14 protein-coding genes and 1 tRNA gene are annotated in these 19,342 nt (G+C 48.3%); 7 read left to right on the top strand and 8 right to left on the bottom strand.

Features of this window, described 5'->3' with window-relative positions; all coding sequences use genetic code 11:
- Positions 1-440 precede the first annotated feature (440 nt).
- Both ACO0LC_RS01565 and ACO0LC_RS01560 read right to left on the bottom strand, forming a co-directional pair.
- On the bottom strand, positions 441-3,221 hold the full coding sequence (locus ACO0LC_RS01565) for a TonB-dependent receptor (protein ID WP_422999940.1): 2,781 nt from the start codon (positions 3,219-3,221) through the stop codon (positions 441-443).
- Between the two features lie 536 nt (positions 3,222-3,757).
- Positions 3,758-4,303, bottom strand: coding sequence for a c-type cytochrome (locus tag ACO0LC_RS01560; protein ID WP_422999938.1), 546 nt, complete (start codon positions 4,301-4,303; stop codon positions 3,758-3,760).
- 269 nt (positions 4,304-4,572) lie between these two features.
- On the opposite strand from ACO0LC_RS01560, the gene ACO0LC_RS01555 reads away from it, so the two are divergent.
- From ACO0LC_RS01555 to ACO0LC_RS01540, 4 genes are all read left to right on the top strand, one after another.
- Positions 4,573-4,649 (top strand) — tRNA-Arg (locus ACO0LC_RS01555).
- A 224-nt stretch (positions 4,650-4,873) separates the two neighbouring features.
- Complete coding sequence (locus tag ACO0LC_RS01550) at positions 4,874-7,648, top strand: M16 family metallopeptidase (RefSeq protein WP_422999936.1); 2,775 nt, start codon at positions 4,874-4,876, stop codon at positions 7,646-7,648.
- Positions 7,649-7,721: 73 nt separating this feature from the next.
- Positions 7,722-8,258: an HD domain-containing protein gene (locus ACO0LC_RS01545; RefSeq protein WP_422999934.1), complete on the top strand. Its 537-nt coding sequence runs from the start codon at positions 7,722-7,724 to the stop codon at positions 8,256-8,258.
- A 56-nt stretch (positions 8,259-8,314) separates the two neighbouring features.
- On the top strand, positions 8,315-9,088 hold the full coding sequence (locus ACO0LC_RS01540) for a substrate-binding periplasmic protein (protein WP_422999932.1): 774 nt from the start codon (positions 8,315-8,317) through the stop codon (positions 9,086-9,088).
- A gap of 7 nt (positions 9,089-9,095) precedes the next feature.
- Here ACO0LC_RS01540 and dinB read toward each other — a convergent pair whose 3' ends face one another.
- Positions 9,096-10,253: a DNA polymerase IV gene (gene dinB, locus ACO0LC_RS01535; protein WP_422999930.1), complete on the bottom strand. Its 1,158-nt coding sequence runs from the start codon at positions 10,251-10,253 to the stop codon at positions 9,096-9,098.
- A gap of 298 nt (positions 10,254-10,551) precedes the next feature.
- Here dinB and ACO0LC_RS01530 point away from each other — a divergent pair, with 298 nt between their 5' ends.
- Complete coding sequence (locus ACO0LC_RS01530; RefSeq protein WP_422999928.1) at positions 10,552-11,019, top strand: thioredoxin family protein; 468 nt, start codon at positions 10,552-10,554, stop codon at positions 11,017-11,019.
- A gap of 19 nt (positions 11,020-11,038) precedes the next feature.
- Complete coding sequence (locus ACO0LC_RS01525) at positions 11,039-13,372, top strand: PAS domain-containing protein (protein WP_422999926.1); 2,334 nt, start codon at positions 11,039-11,041, stop codon at positions 13,370-13,372.
- Here the strand turns inward: ACO0LC_RS01525 and ACO0LC_RS01520 are convergent.
- On the bottom strand, positions 13,363-14,397 hold the full coding sequence (locus ACO0LC_RS01520) for an AraC family transcriptional regulator ligand-binding domain-containing protein (RefSeq protein WP_422999924.1): 1,035 nt from the start codon (positions 14,395-14,397) through the stop codon (positions 13,363-13,365). The two genes, ACO0LC_RS01525 and ACO0LC_RS01520, sit on opposite strands and share 10 nt — an antisense overlap.
- 128 nt (positions 14,398-14,525) lie before the next feature.
- Between ACO0LC_RS01520 and ACO0LC_RS01515 the strand changes: the two genes are divergently transcribed.
- Positions 14,526-16,127 carry a GMC family oxidoreductase gene (locus tag ACO0LC_RS01515; RefSeq protein ID WP_422999922.1) on the top strand — a complete coding sequence of 534 codons (1,602 nt, stop codon included), beginning with the start codon at positions 14,526-14,528 and terminating at the stop codon, positions 16,125-16,127.
- Positions 16,128-16,223: 96 nt separating this feature from the next.
- On the opposite strand, the gene dcd is transcribed toward ACO0LC_RS01515, so the two are convergent.
- The 4 genes from dcd to ACO0LC_RS01495 form a co-directional block, all read right to left on the bottom strand.
- Positions 16,224-16,856: a dCTP deaminase gene (dcd, locus tag ACO0LC_RS01510; RefSeq protein WP_422999920.1), complete on the bottom strand. Its 633-nt coding sequence runs from the start codon at positions 16,854-16,856 to the stop codon at positions 16,224-16,226.
- A gap of 1 nt (position 16,857) precedes the next feature.
- On the bottom strand, positions 16,858-18,129 hold the full coding sequence (locus ACO0LC_RS01505; RefSeq protein WP_422999918.1) for a hypothetical protein: 1,272 nt from the start codon (positions 18,127-18,129) through the stop codon (positions 16,858-16,860).
- Between the two features lie 66 nt (positions 18,130-18,195).
- Complete coding sequence (locus ACO0LC_RS01500) at positions 18,196-18,636, bottom strand: hypothetical protein (RefSeq protein ID WP_422999916.1); 441 nt, start codon at positions 18,634-18,636, stop codon at positions 18,196-18,198.
- 118 nt (positions 18,637-18,754) lie between these two features.
- On the bottom strand, positions 18,755-19,243 hold the full coding sequence (locus tag ACO0LC_RS01495) for a MerR family transcriptional regulator (protein WP_423000201.1): 489 nt from the start codon (positions 19,241-19,243) through the stop codon (positions 18,755-18,757).
- Positions 19,244-19,342: the final 99 nt, after the last annotated feature.

The raw sequence follows: 19,342 nt of genomic DNA, 5'->3' as shown, positions 1-19,342 counted from the left end.
CTGGCTCTCGCAAAATTTTATAGCAGCGTATTTCAGTTGCAAGAATGATTATTTGTGTTTTTTTTGGAAAAAAATAAGGAATGACTAATACCTGTAATTAATTATTTTGCTTTTATTGCATTTTTCCATAAAAAATTTTCGACTGTTTTGCGCCGTTTTTCAGGATTCACGGCTTTTGAAAAACCTGTTTAATTTTTTAAACATGAGATTTTTTGTATCTTTAAAGAGACAAAGCTCATGTATCCTGGGAAATCCTCCTGACAACGCGCCGTATGCCTTTTCTGTTGCTGGGTATTTGATTTGGGTCAAAAAATGAGACAAAAAAAACCCGTAAGCATGCTTACGGGTTTTTTTAATTGCAAACTATCCTGAAGTCACAGAGGCAGGGACGATAGTTTCCTTGCATCAAATTCTTCAGATTTTGCCATTACAACATCACATTAGAATGTGTAGCGTGCACCAAGATTGAAGTAACGGCCAACTGCTCCTGATTGATGCAAGGATGGGTTGTAATTGATGCGGCCATAGGTCTGGACATCAAGTGGTGCCATCTTGTCGAACAGATTAGTGATCGATGCGGTGAACTCCAGGTTTTTAGACATTTTCCATTTTCCGAAGATATCTACAGTCGTGAAGGCAGCAATACGGCATCCAAGGTAAGCTTTGCCATCAGTATCCTTATCCAGGCAGTCACCACCAATTTGATTGGTGTCACTGATACTGGATACATAATTGACATTGCCGTTCAGTGTCCAAGGGCCACGTTCCCAACCCAGGCTGTAGCTGATTTTAGTACGTGGTGTACCGCCGTTGGCAGACAAGTTGGTATCGCCATGTGTACCTGCGTATTCAAAAACAGTACCAGCAGCATCAACCTTGGTGAATTTGTCTATGTAAGTCACGACCAGGCCAGTATTGATCTTGCCATTTGCCCCCAGGTCATATTTATAGCGCATGTCCAGATCCAGACCGGAAGTAGTCGTCTTACCTGCATTCAGATAAGGTGCTTTCACCAGCAAGATAGGACCTGCCAAACCAGGGAAATCGGTTGTTGGCTCGTTACGAACGATTTGCGCATCTGGGTAGCCAGCAGGATTGTTGACAATCGCACCTGGGTCAGAACCGCTGATTTCGCCATCACGGACAATTTTCCACCAGTCCAGCGAGATACTGAAATTCTTGACAGGTTCTACAACCACGCCAAGACTATAGCTCTTGGAAGTTTCTGGTTTGATGTTTTTGTTGCCAACAGTGACAGCACCAACACTCAGCGTTGAACAATCTGCAGCCAGTTTTGTTACTGGGCAGCGAATCGGATCGCCAGCAATATTGGTAAAGCCAGCTACTGCACTATCACCATTCTCTGCCGCGCTAGGAGCACGGAAACCTTCGGCATAAGTACCACGGAACGCCACCGCATTATTCGGTGTAAATTTGAAACCGACTTTAGGTGTAGTGGAGCGGCCGTAATCCGAGTATTTGTCGGTACGTGCAGCTACCTGGAATTCCAGAGATTTCAGCACAGGAATAGCTAACTCTGTGTACAGCGCGGAGACATTGCGTGAACCTTTGGCGGCAGAATAACCCAGGCCAGCGATGTCATTGTCGATAGTGTAAGGAGTAGCTTCACTATTGGTATCTTCTTTGCGGTACTCAGCACCAATCGCAATACCCAATGCGCCACCAGGCAATTGCATCAATTCACGGGTAGCCTTGAAATCTACCGATGAGCTCTTGGTGACGCCAGAGTTATACAAAGTTGGAGAAACCAGAGCCATCACTTCTGGCTTGTTCACCACGTTCTGACCAATACGGAAACTGCCATTGGCGGCTGCTGCTTTCAAAGCAGATTGGCGATAGTAGCCATTTTGTGTCCTGTCAGTTTTGCTTTCTGCATACAGGAAACCAGCATCATAATCCCATTCAGCTACTGTACCCTTCACACCAGCCAGGAAACGGGTCACTGTCGTTTCCAGATCTGCAGTACGAGGACGGGATGGATCTGCCCAACGTGGACGCGCACGGGCGTCAGCAAAAGGATTGTCAGGATGGCCAATAGGCAACAGCAACTGATCTGGACCAGTACCAGTATTGTTGACACGGGAATGCAAGAGGTCAAAACCTGTACCTGTTAAAGCAGAAGGCGTTGTCAGGGTTTTCGCCCTGTTTTTGAACAAGCCCAGTTCTGTATATGCAGTAGTCTGGTCATTGATAGCAAACGTGGCACGGCCGTACAGATTGAGGTTATCTGTTTCTGGTTGTACGGATTGATACTGGATAGGATCCCACAAGCAACCGCCGCCTGCATTGTCGTGATTATTACCACCTGCAGGGTCGAGGTTTTTAGGATCGCAAGTGCCCTTCAATTGCTGGATGCCACGACCCGGGATAGCTGCGCCTGTAGCACTTACAGGACGCACTGTGCCCAGGAAATTAGTGCCGCCAACATTTCCGCCAGTGATGAAACCAGCGCGTTGATCACGGCCACCCCACGGACGTGCATCAGCCTGGCCCAGATAGTCATCACGGTCTTTGGACCAGATTGCTTCTTGTTTCTTGGCATCAATCGTCAAAAACACATTGTATTTGTCTTGTTGCAGATTACCAAAACCGATTGCTGCAGAAGCACTGGTAACGCGACCGTCGCCACGGGAAGACTGGCCGATGTTTGCAGAAACAGACTGGCCTACATAGTTTTGACGCAAGATGACGTTAACGACGCCAGCGATAGCGTCGGAACCGTAAATTGCTGATGCGCCATCTTTCAGGATTTCTATGCGATCAACTGCATCCAGAGGAATGGAATTCAAATCAACAAAGCTGCGTTGACCATCATCACCAAAACCATAAGGTGCGGTACGGCGACCATTGATCAGCACCAGCGTAGAGCTGACGCTCAAGCCACGCAGGGAAACGCCAGAAGCACTACCAGCAAAACCATTCGTGGAAGAACCACTGATACTACCGTTGTTATCTGCAGAGATACTGCGGACTACGTCAGCGATGGAAGTCTTGCCTGTTTGTTCTATGTCTTTACGGCTCAAAACCTGGGTCGTTGCAACACCCTCAGTTTCAGTACGCTTGATACTGGAACCGGTAATTTCAACCTTCTGTACACCATCCTGGGCGAAAGTTGGCTGGGCCAGCATACCCACGCTCAACAACAGGCCACTAGAACAGATCAGTCTTACTGATCTCGAAATCTTTTTCTCTTTTATCACTATGCGCTCCAATACTTTTATGTTCTTAACAAGATTTGTAACAGGCAAAGAGTCTTTGCCGAACCGCCAAAAATAATGAAAATTTATTTTCCTATGACAGTAAATTGTGAAAATTTTATTTCAAATAATTCACTGCAGCATGAAAACATTGAAGAGATTCTATTGTCAATATGGATAGAATAAGTGCTGTAAAAAAACAACAAATCTACCTCTTGGCAGAGTAGGCGCGTAGCAATACGTGCTGTTCAGACTGATTGATCGTGCAGAAGGTTCCTTAAAAATAAAAATTTTTTTGTAGAAACATTTCCTACAATTATTATTTTCAGGAATATTATTTTATTGATAATTTTTATCGGGGGAATGATTTTATCAAAAAAGTGCACTTAATTTGTGCAAATGCTGATGGAAGAGTCGCTTGCTCAAATCATATTTATGCTGAAGATGTAAAGACTGGTCTATGTCTTGCGATAAAAACTGAGCGCATAAAACAAAAAAACCCCGGCGCACCGGGGTTTTTTTTACCTTAATCAGGTGCTTTATTTTGCAGATGCCTCTGCAGACGCTGCTGCCTGGGCCTTGACTTCAGGTTCCTTGAATTTCGCACCACCGGCGTTTGCCATGTGAACCACAGCACGGGCGACTTCAATATCATCCAGATCAGGATTGCCACCTTTAGCTGGCATGGCACGCAAGCCGCCAATCGCATTCGCAACTACTTTGTCATAGCCTTGTGCAATACGGGGTCCCCAAGCGGCAGCATCGCCGAACTTTGGTGAGCCTGCTGCACCACTATCATGGCAAGCCGCGCAAATGGTTTTATAAACCGCTTCGCCAGACTGCAAGGTTTTAGGGCCGCTGGCATCCTTGAAATTGAAACCCTGATCAGCAACCGGGCTGATACGTGCAGCAACTGCCTCAGCTGTCAGGGCAGAAGAACCTGCGCCGACTTTTTTGTCATTCGATACATACTGTACCAGCAAGACAATGGCGATAATGGGGACCAGGAATCCGGCGAGAACTGCAATGATAAGTTGCTTAGGGGTCTTGATCGCTGATTCGTGTTCGTCGTGCGCGTCGCTCATGGTTTCCTCAATGCAAATAATTTAGGTACAGAAATCTTCAGTCTGTGCAGCTCGGCAACTCATCATCGCATTGCCAAAGCTTGGGATTATAGTGCGAAAGCGCCATGTTTGGAATGAAAAGCGGGCTGCGCGGGCCAAGAATAAGGAAAATCTGTCCGCATTAACGACAAATTCCTCGCTTTCTAGCGCAAGCTCCGCAGGAAACTGAGTTAAAATGTTGCCCTTGCATTACTTCTGTAAGACTTATGCATATCTATGCATAATCCCACGCGCCAGTAGCTCAGTTGGATAGAGTACAGCCCTCCGAAGGCTGGGGTCGCACGTTCGATTCGTGTCTGGCGCGCCAAGTTCTCCATTGTTCTCTCATCCCCCATTCGTGTGCATTGGTATTTTTATTTGCACTAGTTGCTTTCTTTGTTGCGTTTATACTAAGCTTGGCTGCTTTACATTTGAACCAGATCTTCACTTTGCTGGTCAGTGTCATGGCTGCATCTGCAATTGTTTACTGCACTGCCATTCCCTATTTTGCACACATTGTTTTGTATTTACTACTTACATAAAGGTCGCTACATGAAATCTTCGCGCATGCAACTCAGCAGCTTAAGTCTGTCACTGGCATTGGCTTTTACTACTCTGGTCCATCTCCCGCCTGCCATCGCGGCGGAAAACACAACGACAGCCAAAGCTGTGCTGCCTGCGGGTATGCAGTTTGTGCGTCAGATAGAAGGTATAGATGAGTATCAGTTAGCAAATGGCATGCGCGTTTTGCTGGTACAAGATGCCAGCAAACCTACCACCACAGTAAATATCACTTACCGGGTTGGTTCCCGCCACGAAAACTATGGCGAAACCGGCATGGCGCATTTGCTGGAACACCTGATGTTCAAGGGTAGTAAAGCCCACCCACGCCTGTGGGAAGAAATGTCACAACGTGGCGTGCAATTCAATGGCACAACCTGGCTGGACCGCACCAATTACTATGAAACCTTTGCCGCCAAGCCTGAGACCCTGGCCTGGGCCATCAGCATGGAAGCTGACCGCATGGTCAATTCCCGCATTTCTGGCGAAGACTTGAAAACGGAGTTTTCTGTCGTGCGCAATGAGATGGAAAAAAATGAGAATTCCGGTACTGGCATCCTCATGCAGCGCATCCTGTCGAGTGCCCATCAATGGCATAACTATGGCAAGGACACCATAGGCGCACGCACCGACGTGGAAAACGTCAACATCCCGCACCTGCAAGCCTTCTGGCGTAAATACTACCAGCCTGACAATGCCACCCTGATCGTGGCTGGTGCGTTTGATGTTAAACAGGCCCTGCAATTGATTGCCACCCAGTTTGGCAAAATCCCAAAACCTAAACGCACACTGGACCCTACGTATACTTTAGACCCTGTGCAAGATGGTGAGCGTGACGTGATCGTGCGCCGTGTTGGTGATTCGCAAGCCATCGCGGCCTTGTATCACACCGTGCCTGCTGCCCACCCTGATTATGCCGCGACTGAGGCACTGGCATTGATACTGGGTGATACACCAAATGGTCGCCTGTATAAAGCCCTGGTCGAAACCAAAAAAGTGGCCGATGTCTTCCCCTGGGCCGCCAATCTCGAAGAACCAGGTTTCCTGATGCTGGGTGCCAATTTGCGTACGGAGCAAAACCTGCAGGAAGCTAAAAAGATATTGCTCGACACTATAGAAAACTTTGAAAAATCACCAGTCACCGAGGCGGAACTGGCACGTGCCAAGGCCAAGCTCGATTCAGATATTGCCCAGGTTTTCAATGACCAGGAAAAATTTGCCGTATCCCTGTCTGAAAACATCGCCTCTGGTGACTGGCGTTTGTTTTTCCTGTTCCGTGACCGCGTCAAGGCGCTCAAGGTAGATGATGTACAACGCGTTGCCACTACCTGGCTGAAATCCAGCAACCGCACCTCGGGCAGTTTTATCCCTACTGAAAAACCTGACCGTAGCCCGGCCCCTGCCAAAGTTGCAGTGGATGAGCAAATCAAGCAATTTAAACCTGGCGTGGCCATCGCTCAGGCAGAAAACTTCGTCGCCTCTGCCGACAACATCGACAAACGCACTGTGTCAGGTGCACTCAGCAATGGCATGAAGTATGCGCTGTTGCCCAAGACCACGCGTGGCAATACTGTCGTGCTGTCCATGCATATCAACCTGGGTGATGAAAACAGTTTGAAAGGCAAAGCCGGTGCCGCCGAACTGGCTGCGACCATGCTCAGCCGTGGTACAGAAAAACTCAACCATCAGCAATTTACTGAAGAACTCGACAAGCTTAAAGCCAAGCTGCAAATCAATGGTAATGCGACGATGGCCAATATCCAGGTAGAAACCATACGCGACAATCTGCCACGTGTACTGGAACTGGTGCGTGATTCCCTGCGCCAGCCTGCTTTCAATGAAGCTGAATTCACACAACTGCTGAATTCACAACTTGCACAACTGGAAGAGTCCCGCAAAGAACCGCAATCAGTCGCCGTTGATGCTGGCAGAAAAGCCCAAAACATTTACTCCAGCGATGACCCGCGCTACTACCGCAGCATCGATGAACAAATTGCTTACCTGAAAACGGCCAAACTGGCCGATGCCAAGGCATTCTGGAAAGAATTCTATGGTGCCAACCAGGCAGACCAGGCACAAATTGCTGTGGTGGGTGAATTTGATGTCAACAAGGTAAAAGCTGAATTACAAGCTGCTTTTGGCGACTGGAATACGCAGAAAAAATTTACCCGTGTTGCCCGCCCTTACCAGGCCACCAAGGCAGATGACAAGAAAATCATCACGCCGGACAAGGCAAACGCTTTCTTCTATGCCAGCATGCAACTGCCGTTGGGTATCAAACATCCTGACTACCCTGCGCTGGTCTTGGGTAACTACCTGCTGGGTGGCAGCGCCAACTCACGCATACTGAACCGCATTCGTCAAAAAGACGGCATCAGCTATGGTGGTGGTTCTGGTTTCAATGCCTCTGCCCTGGATGAAGTAGCCAATTTTTCCATAGGCGCTATTTATGCACCGCAAAACCGCGCCAAGCTGGAAACCGGCATACGCGAAGAAATTACCCGCGCCCTGACCGAAGGTTTCACACAGGCAGAACTGGAAGATGGTAAAAAGAGCCTGATCCAGCAATATCAGCTGGAACGCAGTCAGGATGCCGTATTGGCGCCAACGCTGGCGAACAATCTCTACCTTGGCCGCAATATGCAATACCGTGCAGAAGTAGAGAAAAAGATACAGGCACTAACCGTGGCGCAAGTCAAAGAAGCCATGGCCAGACACCTGGGCTATGAAAAAACCCTGCGTGTATTCGCTGGCGATTTCAAATAAATAGTCATACAACAAGGAATAGGCTTGCACATCAGTCTGTGCGAGCCTATTTTATTAGTTTTCACGAACGCGCATGATGCTCAACACCACTACTGAAGCCTACCAATTGCTTTCGCAACTTGGCGCATCAGAACGCCTGCTCACTCACGTCAAACTGGTTGGCGAAGCAGCGGAAATACTGATTTCAAAGTTTGAAAACATGGATTTGCAATTCGATGCAAATCTGATACGCCTTGGTGTCGCCATCCATGACGCCGGAAAAATCCTGCATCCCAATGAATTAGATGGCCCGGGTTCCCTGCATGAGCCTGTCGGTGAAAAAATGCTACTGGATCATGGGGTACAAAAGATAGTCGCGCGGTGCTGTGTCAGCCATGCACAATGGCAACACGGTGACTTGAACCTGGAAGAGTTATCTGTCGCTGCTGCCGACAAATTATGGAAAGGTAAGCGCGAAGCTGAACTGGAATTAACGCTTATCCAGGCCATCGCATTGCAAAAACAGATTGATCACTGGGATATTTTCACCATGCTTGACGATACATTTGAAGCAATTGCAGCAGGTGGCAGTGAGCGACTGGAACGCAGCAAGCATGTAACTATCTCTTAAAATTGCCCCGACATACTTGCGCTACACTCAATTTTTATCAAAGCTAGCCCTATGCCATGAGTATTCGGTTGTTCCGTTTTCTGTTTATCTTCGCTGCCAGTCTGGTAGGCGCATCGTCTATTGCCGCTGACCGACCTGTCATGCAACTAGCCTCGCTGGAGTGGTCCCCCTATGTGGGTTCACATCTGCCAGACGAAGGGCTGACTGCGGTCATCGTCAAAGCGGCAGCTCTGCAAGCGGGCATGGATACGCATATCAGTTACACGCCCTGGAGCCGCGCCGTGCAGCTGGGGCTCAATGATCCATCCTATGCAGGATACTTCCCTGCCTTTTATTTGAAGGAAAGGGAAAAAACCTGTTATTTTTCAGCGCCTTTGGGTAACAGCATCATAGGCCTGGCGGCCTTGAAAGAGCGGCATTTCGACTGGAAAAATTATACCGACTTGAAGGGCCTGACCATAGGTGTGGTGCAAGATTATGCCAATGGCGAGGAATTTGATGCCCAGGTTAAAAAAGAACAATTGAAACTTGACGTGGCACCTTCAGACATCAGCAATTTACGCAAACTGATGGCGGGGCGTGTCGACCTGGTCATCATCAGCAAGGATGTCTTGCGACAGTTGTTAATTACAGAACCCAGTCTGAAGAGCAGTCAGGAAAGCATAATTTTTCATCCCAGGGAAGTCATCAACTTTTCGCTGCACATCTGCTTTCAGCGCAATGAGCGTGGATTAAAATATCAGCAACTCATCAATCCCTACCTGGAGAAACTCAATCTCAGGAAAATTGAAAACCTGTATTTCCAGCAAATGCAAAATGCCCAGCCCTGACAGCCCGCTAGATTTCATCAAACAAACTACCCTGGCTGACCTGACGTTCATTGCTGACATCCGCCTCTCTCACCAGGGCACTGGCCCTGACACCTAACAAGCGAAACCGGTTTTCCAGGGCTACTCTGCGCAGACATTCACCAGCCGTCCTGCGTATGATGGCGGGATCAGCTGTCGCCACAGGAATGGTGATGTCACGTGTAGAGATACGAAAATCGGTGTAGCGAATCTTGATACCTACGGTTTTACAGCGATAGCCCTTGACTGTTAAGTCCCGCGCCAGGCGAGTGCAGAGATCGGTAAAAATATCTGTCAAAACCGCCCTGTCATGAACGGCATGCAGGTCGCGGTCAAATGTGGTTTCTCTGCTGATGACCTTGGGTTCTGACTCGGTGGAAATCTCCCTGTCATCAATACCACGCGCCGCATTGTAGAGCCAGCCAGCATAATTGCTGCCGAAAGTGGTTTGCAGCAAACCCAGGTCTGCACTTGCCAGTTCACCAACCGTATTGATACCCAGGCTAGCCAGGCGCTCGGTTGATTTTGGGCCTATGCCATTCACTTTTTTCACGGCCAAGGGCCATATCCGTGTTGGCACATCTTCCATATTCAGGATGGTCAGGCCATCAGGCTTTTCCAGATCAGAGCCTATCTTTGCCAGCAGCTTATTGGGTGCCACACAAATCGAGCAAGTCAGACCAGTCGACTCAAAGACTGCCTGCTTCAAACTGCTGGCCAGGGCGCGCGTCTCCTGCGGATGATCTGACAGGTCGAGATAGATTTCATCTATGCCGCGATTTTCAATTTTGGGGGCAATCTTGCCTACTGCTTCTTTAAACAGCCGGGAGTAGTGACGATAGGATTCAAAATCCGTAGGCAGCAAAAAGACATCCGGCGCCAGCTTGGCGGCCTTCATGATGCCCATGGCAGAAAAGATGCCCAGTGCCCGCGCCGCATAAGTCGACGTGGTAGCAACACCGCGACCGACATAGTCTTTTATCCGTGAAAACTCATGCGTGCCATCGCCTTTGGGTATAGGGCGATGCGCAGAGCCGCCTCCTATCAGCACCGCCTGCCCCCGCAGTTCTGGATATCGCAATAGCTCAACAGATGCATAAAAAGCATCCATATCCAAATGGGCAATCCGGCGTTGTTTATTATTCATAGTAATCAAAAATCGCCTGGAAATACATCACTTTGCAGCGTGGCTGCATCGCACTTTTCTGTCGCTGCGTAAGAGCAATCACTGCCCCTATTAATAATTTTTTTCAAAAAAATCCTGGCAAGCTCTTATGCTTATACGCTAATACCTTATTTTATCCTGAAATCGACATATAACTGGACATACATACAGCGAAATTGATTTTAGCCGCAACAAGGAATTACAGCCAGATGTAGTTTGAGCTAAGATAGACCGATCCTGCATTTCCTGCTTTTTTCCTGAATTTTCTGATGGAACGATGATGAAAAAACTGCTTTCCCTTATTTTTGCATTCAGCCTGGTTTCAGGTATCAGTTCGGCCAGCGCTGCCACGCCACAAGCCTATGATGAAGCTGCGGATGCCCAGGCTGTTGTCAACAAGGCCCTGGCAGATGCCAAAAAGACAGATAAAAAAGTCCTGGTCATTTTTGGTGCCAACTGGTGCAAGGATTGTCTGGAACTGGATAAGTCCATGCATGGCAAGAATGAGCCGCTGCTGGCCAGCAAGTTCATCACTGTGAAGGTGAATGTAGGGCAGTTTGATAAAAACAAGGAATTGGTGGATTTATATGGCAACCCCACCAAGAAAGGCATACCAGCAGCCGTCTTGCTAAGACCGGATAACACGGTCTTGTACGCCTCCAAGGGAGGTGAATTGTCGAATGCGCGCAAGATGAGTGAGCAAGGTGTCTACGACTTCTTTGATGAAATCACGGCACTGTACCGCTAAGCATACAAGATGAACAAGCATGTCTGAAGATCCTGCCATGTCTGCCAAGCTCACATCGGAAGAAACCGAGCTGGCAGCTTTACAGCGCAGCCATGCCTTGTTATCAAATTTTTCACGCTGTCTGCCGGGCATGTTTTATCAATTCCGGCGTTATCCGGATGGCCGTTTTTGCCTACCCTATGCCAGCGATGCGGTAGTCGCATTTTTTGGCGTCCAGCCTGAGCAATTACGTGAAGATGCCAGCTTCATGTTTGCCAAAATCCATCCCGAAGACTTGCCCAAGATGATAGTGGCCGTGCGCAAGTCCTTCGCCGAACTCAGCCCCTGGCATCAGGAATACCGCATCGTTTCTGCTGGTCAGCAAGACCGCTGGGTGGTTGGCGACGCCACTCCCGAGCAACTCGATGATGGGAGTGTGCTCTGGCATGGTTTCCTGAGTGACAATACCGAACGCAAGCTGACAGAGCAAAGATTGCAGGCTGCCGAGCGCCAGCGTCGCCTGGTCATGAAAGCCTCGAACCAGGGTTTATATGACATCAACCTGCAAACGGGTGAAGGCAGCTTCAGTGCCGAATATTTGCAGATGTTGGGCTATGAACCCGGAGACTTTAACAATCCCCAGCATTTCTGGGATTATTTCTGGGGTACCGGTGTGCATCCTGATGATGTCGCCAATCTCAAGCGCGCCTATAAAAACCATGCCACCACCCAGGGCAATGCGGATTACCACGCCGAGTTCAGGCAAAGGAACCGGGCGGGTGAATGGCGCTGGATCATGTCCTTGGGCAGCATCGTCGAGTGGGATAGCAAGGGCAAGCCCTTGCGTATGGTGGGTACGCACATCGATATCACCGAGCGCAAGCAAACCGAGGAAATGCTGAGGCATAACCAGGAGCTGCTAGAAGCCAACAAGAACCGCTACAAGGAGTTGGCCAGGGAACTGGAAATCCTCATCACCAATGCGCCAGTAGGTATCATGTTTGTCAGCGACGGTCTCATCGTCAGGGCCAACAAGGCATTGGCAGAACTATGCCGCTTCCCCGATGCCCAGGCCATGATAGGGGTGAAGACCACCTTCCTGTACCAGGGGCCGGACGATTATCAAGCCTTTAGCGCCCAGGTCGTGCCCGGCTTGCAGGCTGACGAACTGGTTGAACTGGAATGGCAATTGCGTCGCTACAATGGCGAATCTTTCACTGGCCGTGTGGCAGGGCGTGCCTTGCCGACAGAAAGCTATGTCCGTGGCGCAGTCTGGATGATAGAGGACGTCACAGAACAAAGAAGTACCCTGGATGCCTTGCGTACCAGTGAGCAACGCCTGCAAAGGCTGATGAATTCCAGCCTGATCGGGATTATCCAGGGCAATGAATCAGGCCAGATACTGGATGTGAATGATGTATTTACCCAGTTCAGCGGCTATGACCGCAATTACCTGCTGACACAAGCCAGTGTCTGGGACACCCTGTTGTCACCACAGGATTTGAAAATCTGCCAGCAGGCGTACAAGGAGTTGATACAGACTGGCACCACCGCCCCCTTCGAAATCATGTTGCAGCAAGGAGAAAATGTCGGTGTCCCTATCCTGGTGGGTCTCAGCCACCTGGAAAACTCCGAGCGTGACTGGGTGGCCTTTGCCATGGATATCAGCGACAGGCTGCGCATGAATCGCCTGAAGACAGAATTCATTTCTGTCGTCAGCCATGAATTGCGCACGCCACTGACGTCTATACGTGGTTCGCTGAGCCTGCTGGAATCTGGCGTCAGCGGGGTCTTGCCCAGGCAGGCAGAGCACCTGATACGCATCGCCCACAATAACAGCAAGCGCCTCATCACCCTGGTTAATGATATTCTGGACATGGACAAACTGGCCAGCGGCAAGATGATCTTCAAATCAGAAGCCGTGGACCTGGTGGCCCTGGTTAAAAGCTCGCTGGAATCGAATATGGCTTATGCGGCCTCACTCAAGGTTGGCCTGCAACTGCAACAGCATCCCAAACAAGCCTGGATACTGGCCGACCATGACAGGCTCATGCAAGTCATGGCCAACCTGATTTCCAATGCCGCCAAGTTTTCCAAAGAGGGCGAAGCCGTCGTCCTGCGCATCGTCAATACAGAGTCGCGTTACCGCGTAGAAGTCAGTGACCTGGGTGCCGGCATCGCTCCTGAATTTCAAGAACATTTGTTTGAACCCTTCACCCAGGCCGATGGCACCGATACCCGGCAAAAAGGTGGCACTGGCCTGGGCTTATCCATCACCAAGGCCATGCTGGAAAAAATGCATGGGCAAATCGGTTTCAACAGCGCTCCTGGAGAGGGAACGACTTTCTGGTTTGAGTTTGATGTTTATCGTTGAACAGTCCTGCTCTCATACTGCTGCCTGAATTCTGAGGGTGTCAGGTTCACGGCCCGCTTGAATGCACGGCGAAAACTGCGGCTGTCCGAATAGTGTAATTGCGCTGCAATATCGTCCAGGCTGATGCTGGTATTACGCAACAGATGCCTGGCCTTTTCCATGCGCAGGCTTTCTGCAATCTGGAAGTAAGAACAGCCTTCGCGTGCCAGCAAGCGATGCAGGGAGCGCTCGCTGATACCCAGCACCTGTGCCAGTTCAGGCACACTATGAAACTCACATTGCAGGCCAACCAGCTGGTGTAGCAGGCTTTGTTTGCCCGTCAAACCGACTGCTGCCAGTTCTGCATCACAGCGCATTTTACTGTCGGCAGCCAGCCCGGGATCAGGATTGATCAACTGGGTGGCGAGCACATTGTTGCTGACGATGAGACGACTGTCATCAGCGCCATAAATGACGGGACAGCAAAAAAAATCTTCTGCAACAGCGCGGCTAGCCCTGCTGTTGCCGCGCAACTCCACTCTTTCTATTTGCAATGCGGGACCACACAGGGCACGGCTGACATTGATGGCCGTTGCCAGGTGGTCAGCATCCAGAAAGTCCTGCAGCTCACTATCATCAAACAAAGGACGGGCTGTCAGCACCGAGCTGTGTTCACCTTGCTCCAGTTGCAATTGCACCATGGCACCAGCAATCAACTGGTATTCCAGACCAAAATGCATGGCCTCAGCCAGGCTTGCCTGGGCCAGCATGCCACTGGCCATGACACCAAGTGCCGGCAGGGATTTGCGGGCACCGGACAAGATGCCCAGGTCTGCACCGCCCTGATGACGCGCCTTCAGCAAACTCTCGCGCGCCTGGGTATAGCTGACGCGCACATCTTCGGGTGCCAGCCCATCAACATCCAGGCCCAGCGCAGGGAAGATCTCTTGCAGACGCCAGTCACGCTCGCGGCCTATCGCCAGCAAACCCGAGAAAGGGTGTGCCGGAAATACTGCATCCTGTACTGAGAGTACCTTGTTGTTCATCTGCACCTTGGCTGCAACGTGGCAGGATTTGTCCTTACGTTCTGGAGTCTGAAGATTTACTATCTTAAGCTACACCCGAACAAAAAAATCGGCAATACTGTAAAAACTAAAATATCAAAGAGACAAATATGACCAAAGCACCCGACTACATCGTCGTCGGTGGCGGTTCCGGCGCTTGTGCCGTGGCTGGCCGCCTGACGGAAGACCCTAATCTGCATGTGACCATACTGGAATCCGGTGGCAAGGGGGATAGCTGGGTAGTCAATACCCCGGCGGGGGTGGTGGCGATGTTGCCGACCAAGCTGAATAACTGGGCTTTTGAAACCCTGCCGCAACCCGGCCTGAATGGCAGGCGCGGTTACCAGCCGCGTGGCAAGATGCTGGGTGGCTCATCAGGCCTCAATGCCATGGTGTATATCCGTGGTCACAGGCAAGACTATGATCAGTGGGCAGCACTCGGCAATACCGGCTGGTCTTTTGAGGAAGTCTTGCCTTACTTCAAAAAGTCAGAAAACAACCAGACCCATGGCGGCCATTATCATGGGCAATCTGGCCCCCTGCATGTCAGTGAATTGCGCAGCGATAATCCCTTTCAGCAAATTTACCTGGAAGCGGCCCGCCAGGCTGGCTTCAATATCAATACGGATTTCAACGGTGAAGAGCAGGAAGGCGTGGGTATTTACCAAGTCACCCAGTACAATGGTGAACGCTGGACTGCCGCCCGTGGCTACCTGCACCCGCATCTGGGCAAGCGCAATAATCTGCAAGTGGAAACTGGCTGCCATGTGACGCGCATATTGTTTGAAGGCAAGCGCGCCATCGGTGTTGAATACAAGCAGGGTGGACAGCTCAAGACACTGAAGGCAGGCAAGGAAGTCTTATTGGCAGCGGGTGCATTCCAGACTCCGCAATTGCTGATGCTATCTGGCGTGGGGGATGGCAAGGCCTTGCAAGACATGGGTATACCAGTGGTGCACGATTTGCCAGGTGTAGGGCAGAATTTGCAAGACCATCCGGACTTTGTTTTCAAATACCGCGCCAAGAGCCTGGATTTGCTGGGCGTCTCAGCCGGTGGCAGTGTGCGCATGGTGAGGGAATTCTGGCGTTATCAAAAACAGCGACGCGGCTTGCTGACTTCCAATGGTGCGGAAGGCGGCGGCTTCCTGAAAACTGATCCCAGCCTGAGCGCGCCCGACATACAATTGCATTTCGTCCTGGCGATGCTGGATGACCATGCGCGCAAGCTGCATCTGGGTCATGGCTATTCCTGCCATATGTGTTTGTTGCGCCCCAAGAGCATAGGTGAAGTGACACTGGCCAGCAAAGACCCTCTGGCAGCGCCTCTCATCAACCCACGTTTCCTGGAACACCCGGACGATATAGAAACCATGCTCCAGGGTTTCAAACTGACGCGCAAACTGATGGATGCGCCAGCACTGGTGGCAGCGCGCACCAGCGACTTCCAGACTGCCAATGTGCATACGGATGATGAGATACGCGCCGTCTTGCGCCAAACCAGCGACACCGTGTATCACCCCATAGGCACTTGCAAGATGGGTGTGGACGCCATGGCCGTGGTCGACCCGCAATTACGCGTGCATGGCATGACAGGCTTGCGTATCGTGGATGCCTCCATCATGCCTACCCTGATCGGTGGCAATACCAATGCCCCTACCATGATGATAGGGGAGAAGGCAGCGGATTTCATTCGAGGTGAAAATAAGAAATAATTCTAAGAGGAATTATTACTCTAATTTTCGATATTGCGTTAGCCAAAATGCTTTAGGTTTTATCTGTAATTACCACAATGCATTTATTAGGTAAGTTCATTTACCTGGTTTGGGGATGAATGGATGGTCTTCTTTTGCGATGTCCCCGCCGGATGGTTCAAAACTTAAATCAAATTGGCTTTTAAGTGCTGCCTCGTCCTTTGTTTTATCTTTGCATTCTAAGAGATAAAAAGCAATTTGCGCCAAACGTAAACCAGGATAGAGGCGAATTGGAACCTCACCCAAATTTGCCAATTCTAAAGTAACAATTCCGGTGTATCCAGGATTCACAATTGTAGCGGTAGCAATACTGAGTCCTTCTCGTGCCCAAGATGAACGGGCCGTAACAACACCTTGAAGGTCGTACGGCAATTTCACCCATTCCAGAGTAGGTACCAAAGCGAGCTTACCTGGATGAAGCAAAAATGAATGCTGAAAAGGAACATCAAACCTCTCATGCTTTTGTTTTTTGTTTCTAATAGTATCGTGATCAGCTAGCGGATTTGATTCTTTCAAATAGGCTTGTGGATCAACATGTGATTGGGCACCCGCTCTAGCTAACAAAACTACTGTACCCATCCTCAAATCAACAGAGGAAGGACCTAACTGGTTACTCGATAAAATAGGAGATATTGTTAAACTATTGCTCTGAATGCGATCAATAATTGAGCTTCTTGAAAGTGCACTCATATTAAGGGCTCTTAAAAGTTCTTATCGCGCCTAGCTGCATAATTGCATGCTCGCACAATCGATTTATATCAAAAAATGATGTCTTAGAGTCTTTCTTAGATGAAACCCATCCGGCATAAAGAATATGTCTAAAATCTACATCAACACAGCTTAAAGTTCCATCGCTATTAACATTAAAATCTAGAGGAGGAATTTGGTTCAACAATTGCTGCAGCAATTTATCAAACTGTATAGGATTAGGACTCTCGTAACACGCTGGAGGATGGAGACTGAGTAGACCTCTAATTTCTGTTAAGGTATCTAACAATTCTTGATCAGAAAAAATATCAAACCAAGAATTAGTTTGTTTCTGTGTATGCAGTTGTCCCCAAAAATCATCTATGTCTTTTTGGTGATGCTGATTGGCTACGCTCATTTTATCGTAGCCCAACAACCGTATTGCAGATAACATCAAGTTAACTCTACATCCTACTGGTGGATGGGCGGGAGAGAAGCCAACTCCAGACGACATAAGGCCATAAAGTAATTGATTTAATGCGGCAACAAAACTTGGACCAAATGTTGCAAGGCCAATCAAATCACAGGTAATTTCTTCTACCCATGCTTGCCAATTTGCGACATGTTGAAAAAACGTCGTTTGATCAATCCCATATTTTGAATGATAAGCGGCGAGCTCATCTTTTATTCCCTGAGGCGCTTGTGGCGAATACATCCAAGCAGCTGCCAGGTCAGGGTTCATGAATTTTTGATTTGTTTGAAGCAGCTTATCTTCAATAATTTTCTGTAGTGACCTTTCGTGCTCAGATCCCTGCCAAATCGCATGTCCTAGCTCATGTCCTAGTACAGGATGCAAAAGTACATAATGCTTCAGCGATCGAGGGAAAACAATTGTAAGAATACGCCGAGTACCACCAGATGGTCGCTTCGGTTCAATAGCAATGGCATACTTATCCAATCCGCCATCCGACAGGACATGAATCTTTGGCGGAGCTTGAGCTCTTATTAAAGTATTTTCTGTGCAAATTGCGTTTGCAATTTTTTTTAACTCATCTACAAACGGCCAAGAATACTCACCAATTGAAGAGCGTTCAATCCTGGAGATCAAATCAGAAAGCGCATTCAATAACGCTGCATTATTTTCCAAAGATTCGTGTTCATCAGGATTTGTATTTGAGATTTCTTTTCTGATGTATTCGAGGCGAATTTCACATTGCTCGAAAAATTGACGGCTACCTTCTGCGCCATATTCATAGCGCAGAGTTTCTTGAAGCACTGACCTAACGCTATTACATTCGAGAAGTAAGAATTCTTTTGGTGAGTACACTTTTTTCGACCATTCTTACAATGCATCACTTAATTGAGTAAAGAACACTTTTGCCCTTGATGCTACATCTGCTGGCGATGCTGCACCATCTACAACTAATCCTCGCAATGCGCTCTGTAGCTCAACAACCGCATCCGTTTCAGGTTTTGCAGCACCAAAAGCAACAACAATAGATTTATGCACTGCTTTTTTTATATCGGTATGCCAAAAATCTTCTTTATGAGTGTTTAAGGATATCGGGCTTTGGCCTTCCAAAGCCAATACCCCTCTGCGACTTTCATCAGAAAAAGTATCATTTCGAAACATTTCCAGAACTCGAAAAAGGTTTTCGAGTGGAACTTGCGCGGTTTCACTTCTCGCTGCATCTGGATTATCAAAATATGTAGTCGCAAGCAAAGCAAAGCGTTTACATAAAAAATTGCTTTTGTCACCAGTTTGGGTAGAGATAATGCTCATTTCTTTACCTCCTAATAAATAATAACGACTACCAAATTTTTTAGTAGCTATAAAAAGCACAAACAAATTTCAGATTCTATCTTACTTAAAAAAATAAGTATTTTATAACGCTCTATATTTAACCTTGCTTCAGATTTGCCATTTTTCTGACTACATCAAATCGCTGATATCTGATTGGTCTTTTTTGCTCTTGTGCAAATTTCGTTACCTCTTTAATTTCCTCATCTACACCAAAAGTAAAACAAAACTGCCCTGCTTGGCTAATATCTTCTAGCGTGTTTTCGTTCAAAATTTTAAAAAGACTTTTCCCATCAGTCACAAATCGATGAGCTCCAAGAGATGAAGAAATTAATTCTGGTAAATGTAGACGTAAATGCAGTAAGCATTGTTTTAGCGCTTTGGGACGCATTCCGGATTCGGTTAGTCTCTTTACGGCTCGGACTTCAACAATATCAGTAAACGTGAACAGCCGCCTAGTCCCATTTCCTTTTGCTTTACGTCCTGACGCCTTAATTATCCCGCCTCGGATCCAATAATCAAGTTGACGATATTTTACACCTGTCGCGGAAATTACTTCCTTTGAAGTGAAATATCGACTATTAATCATTGTAATCAACAATTTATGAATAAATAAAACATCTTTTGTATTTATCGTTCATAAGCTATTGATTGTCAATGAAAAACATCGAATTGGTGCGTTGTAGAA

It is taken from the genome of Undibacterium sp. JH2W, assembly GCF_049340425.1.
GTDB lineage: Bacteria > Pseudomonadota > Gammaproteobacteria > Burkholderiales > Burkholderiaceae_D > Undibacterium.
This window is presented reverse-complemented; position numbering and strand designations above follow the sequence as displayed.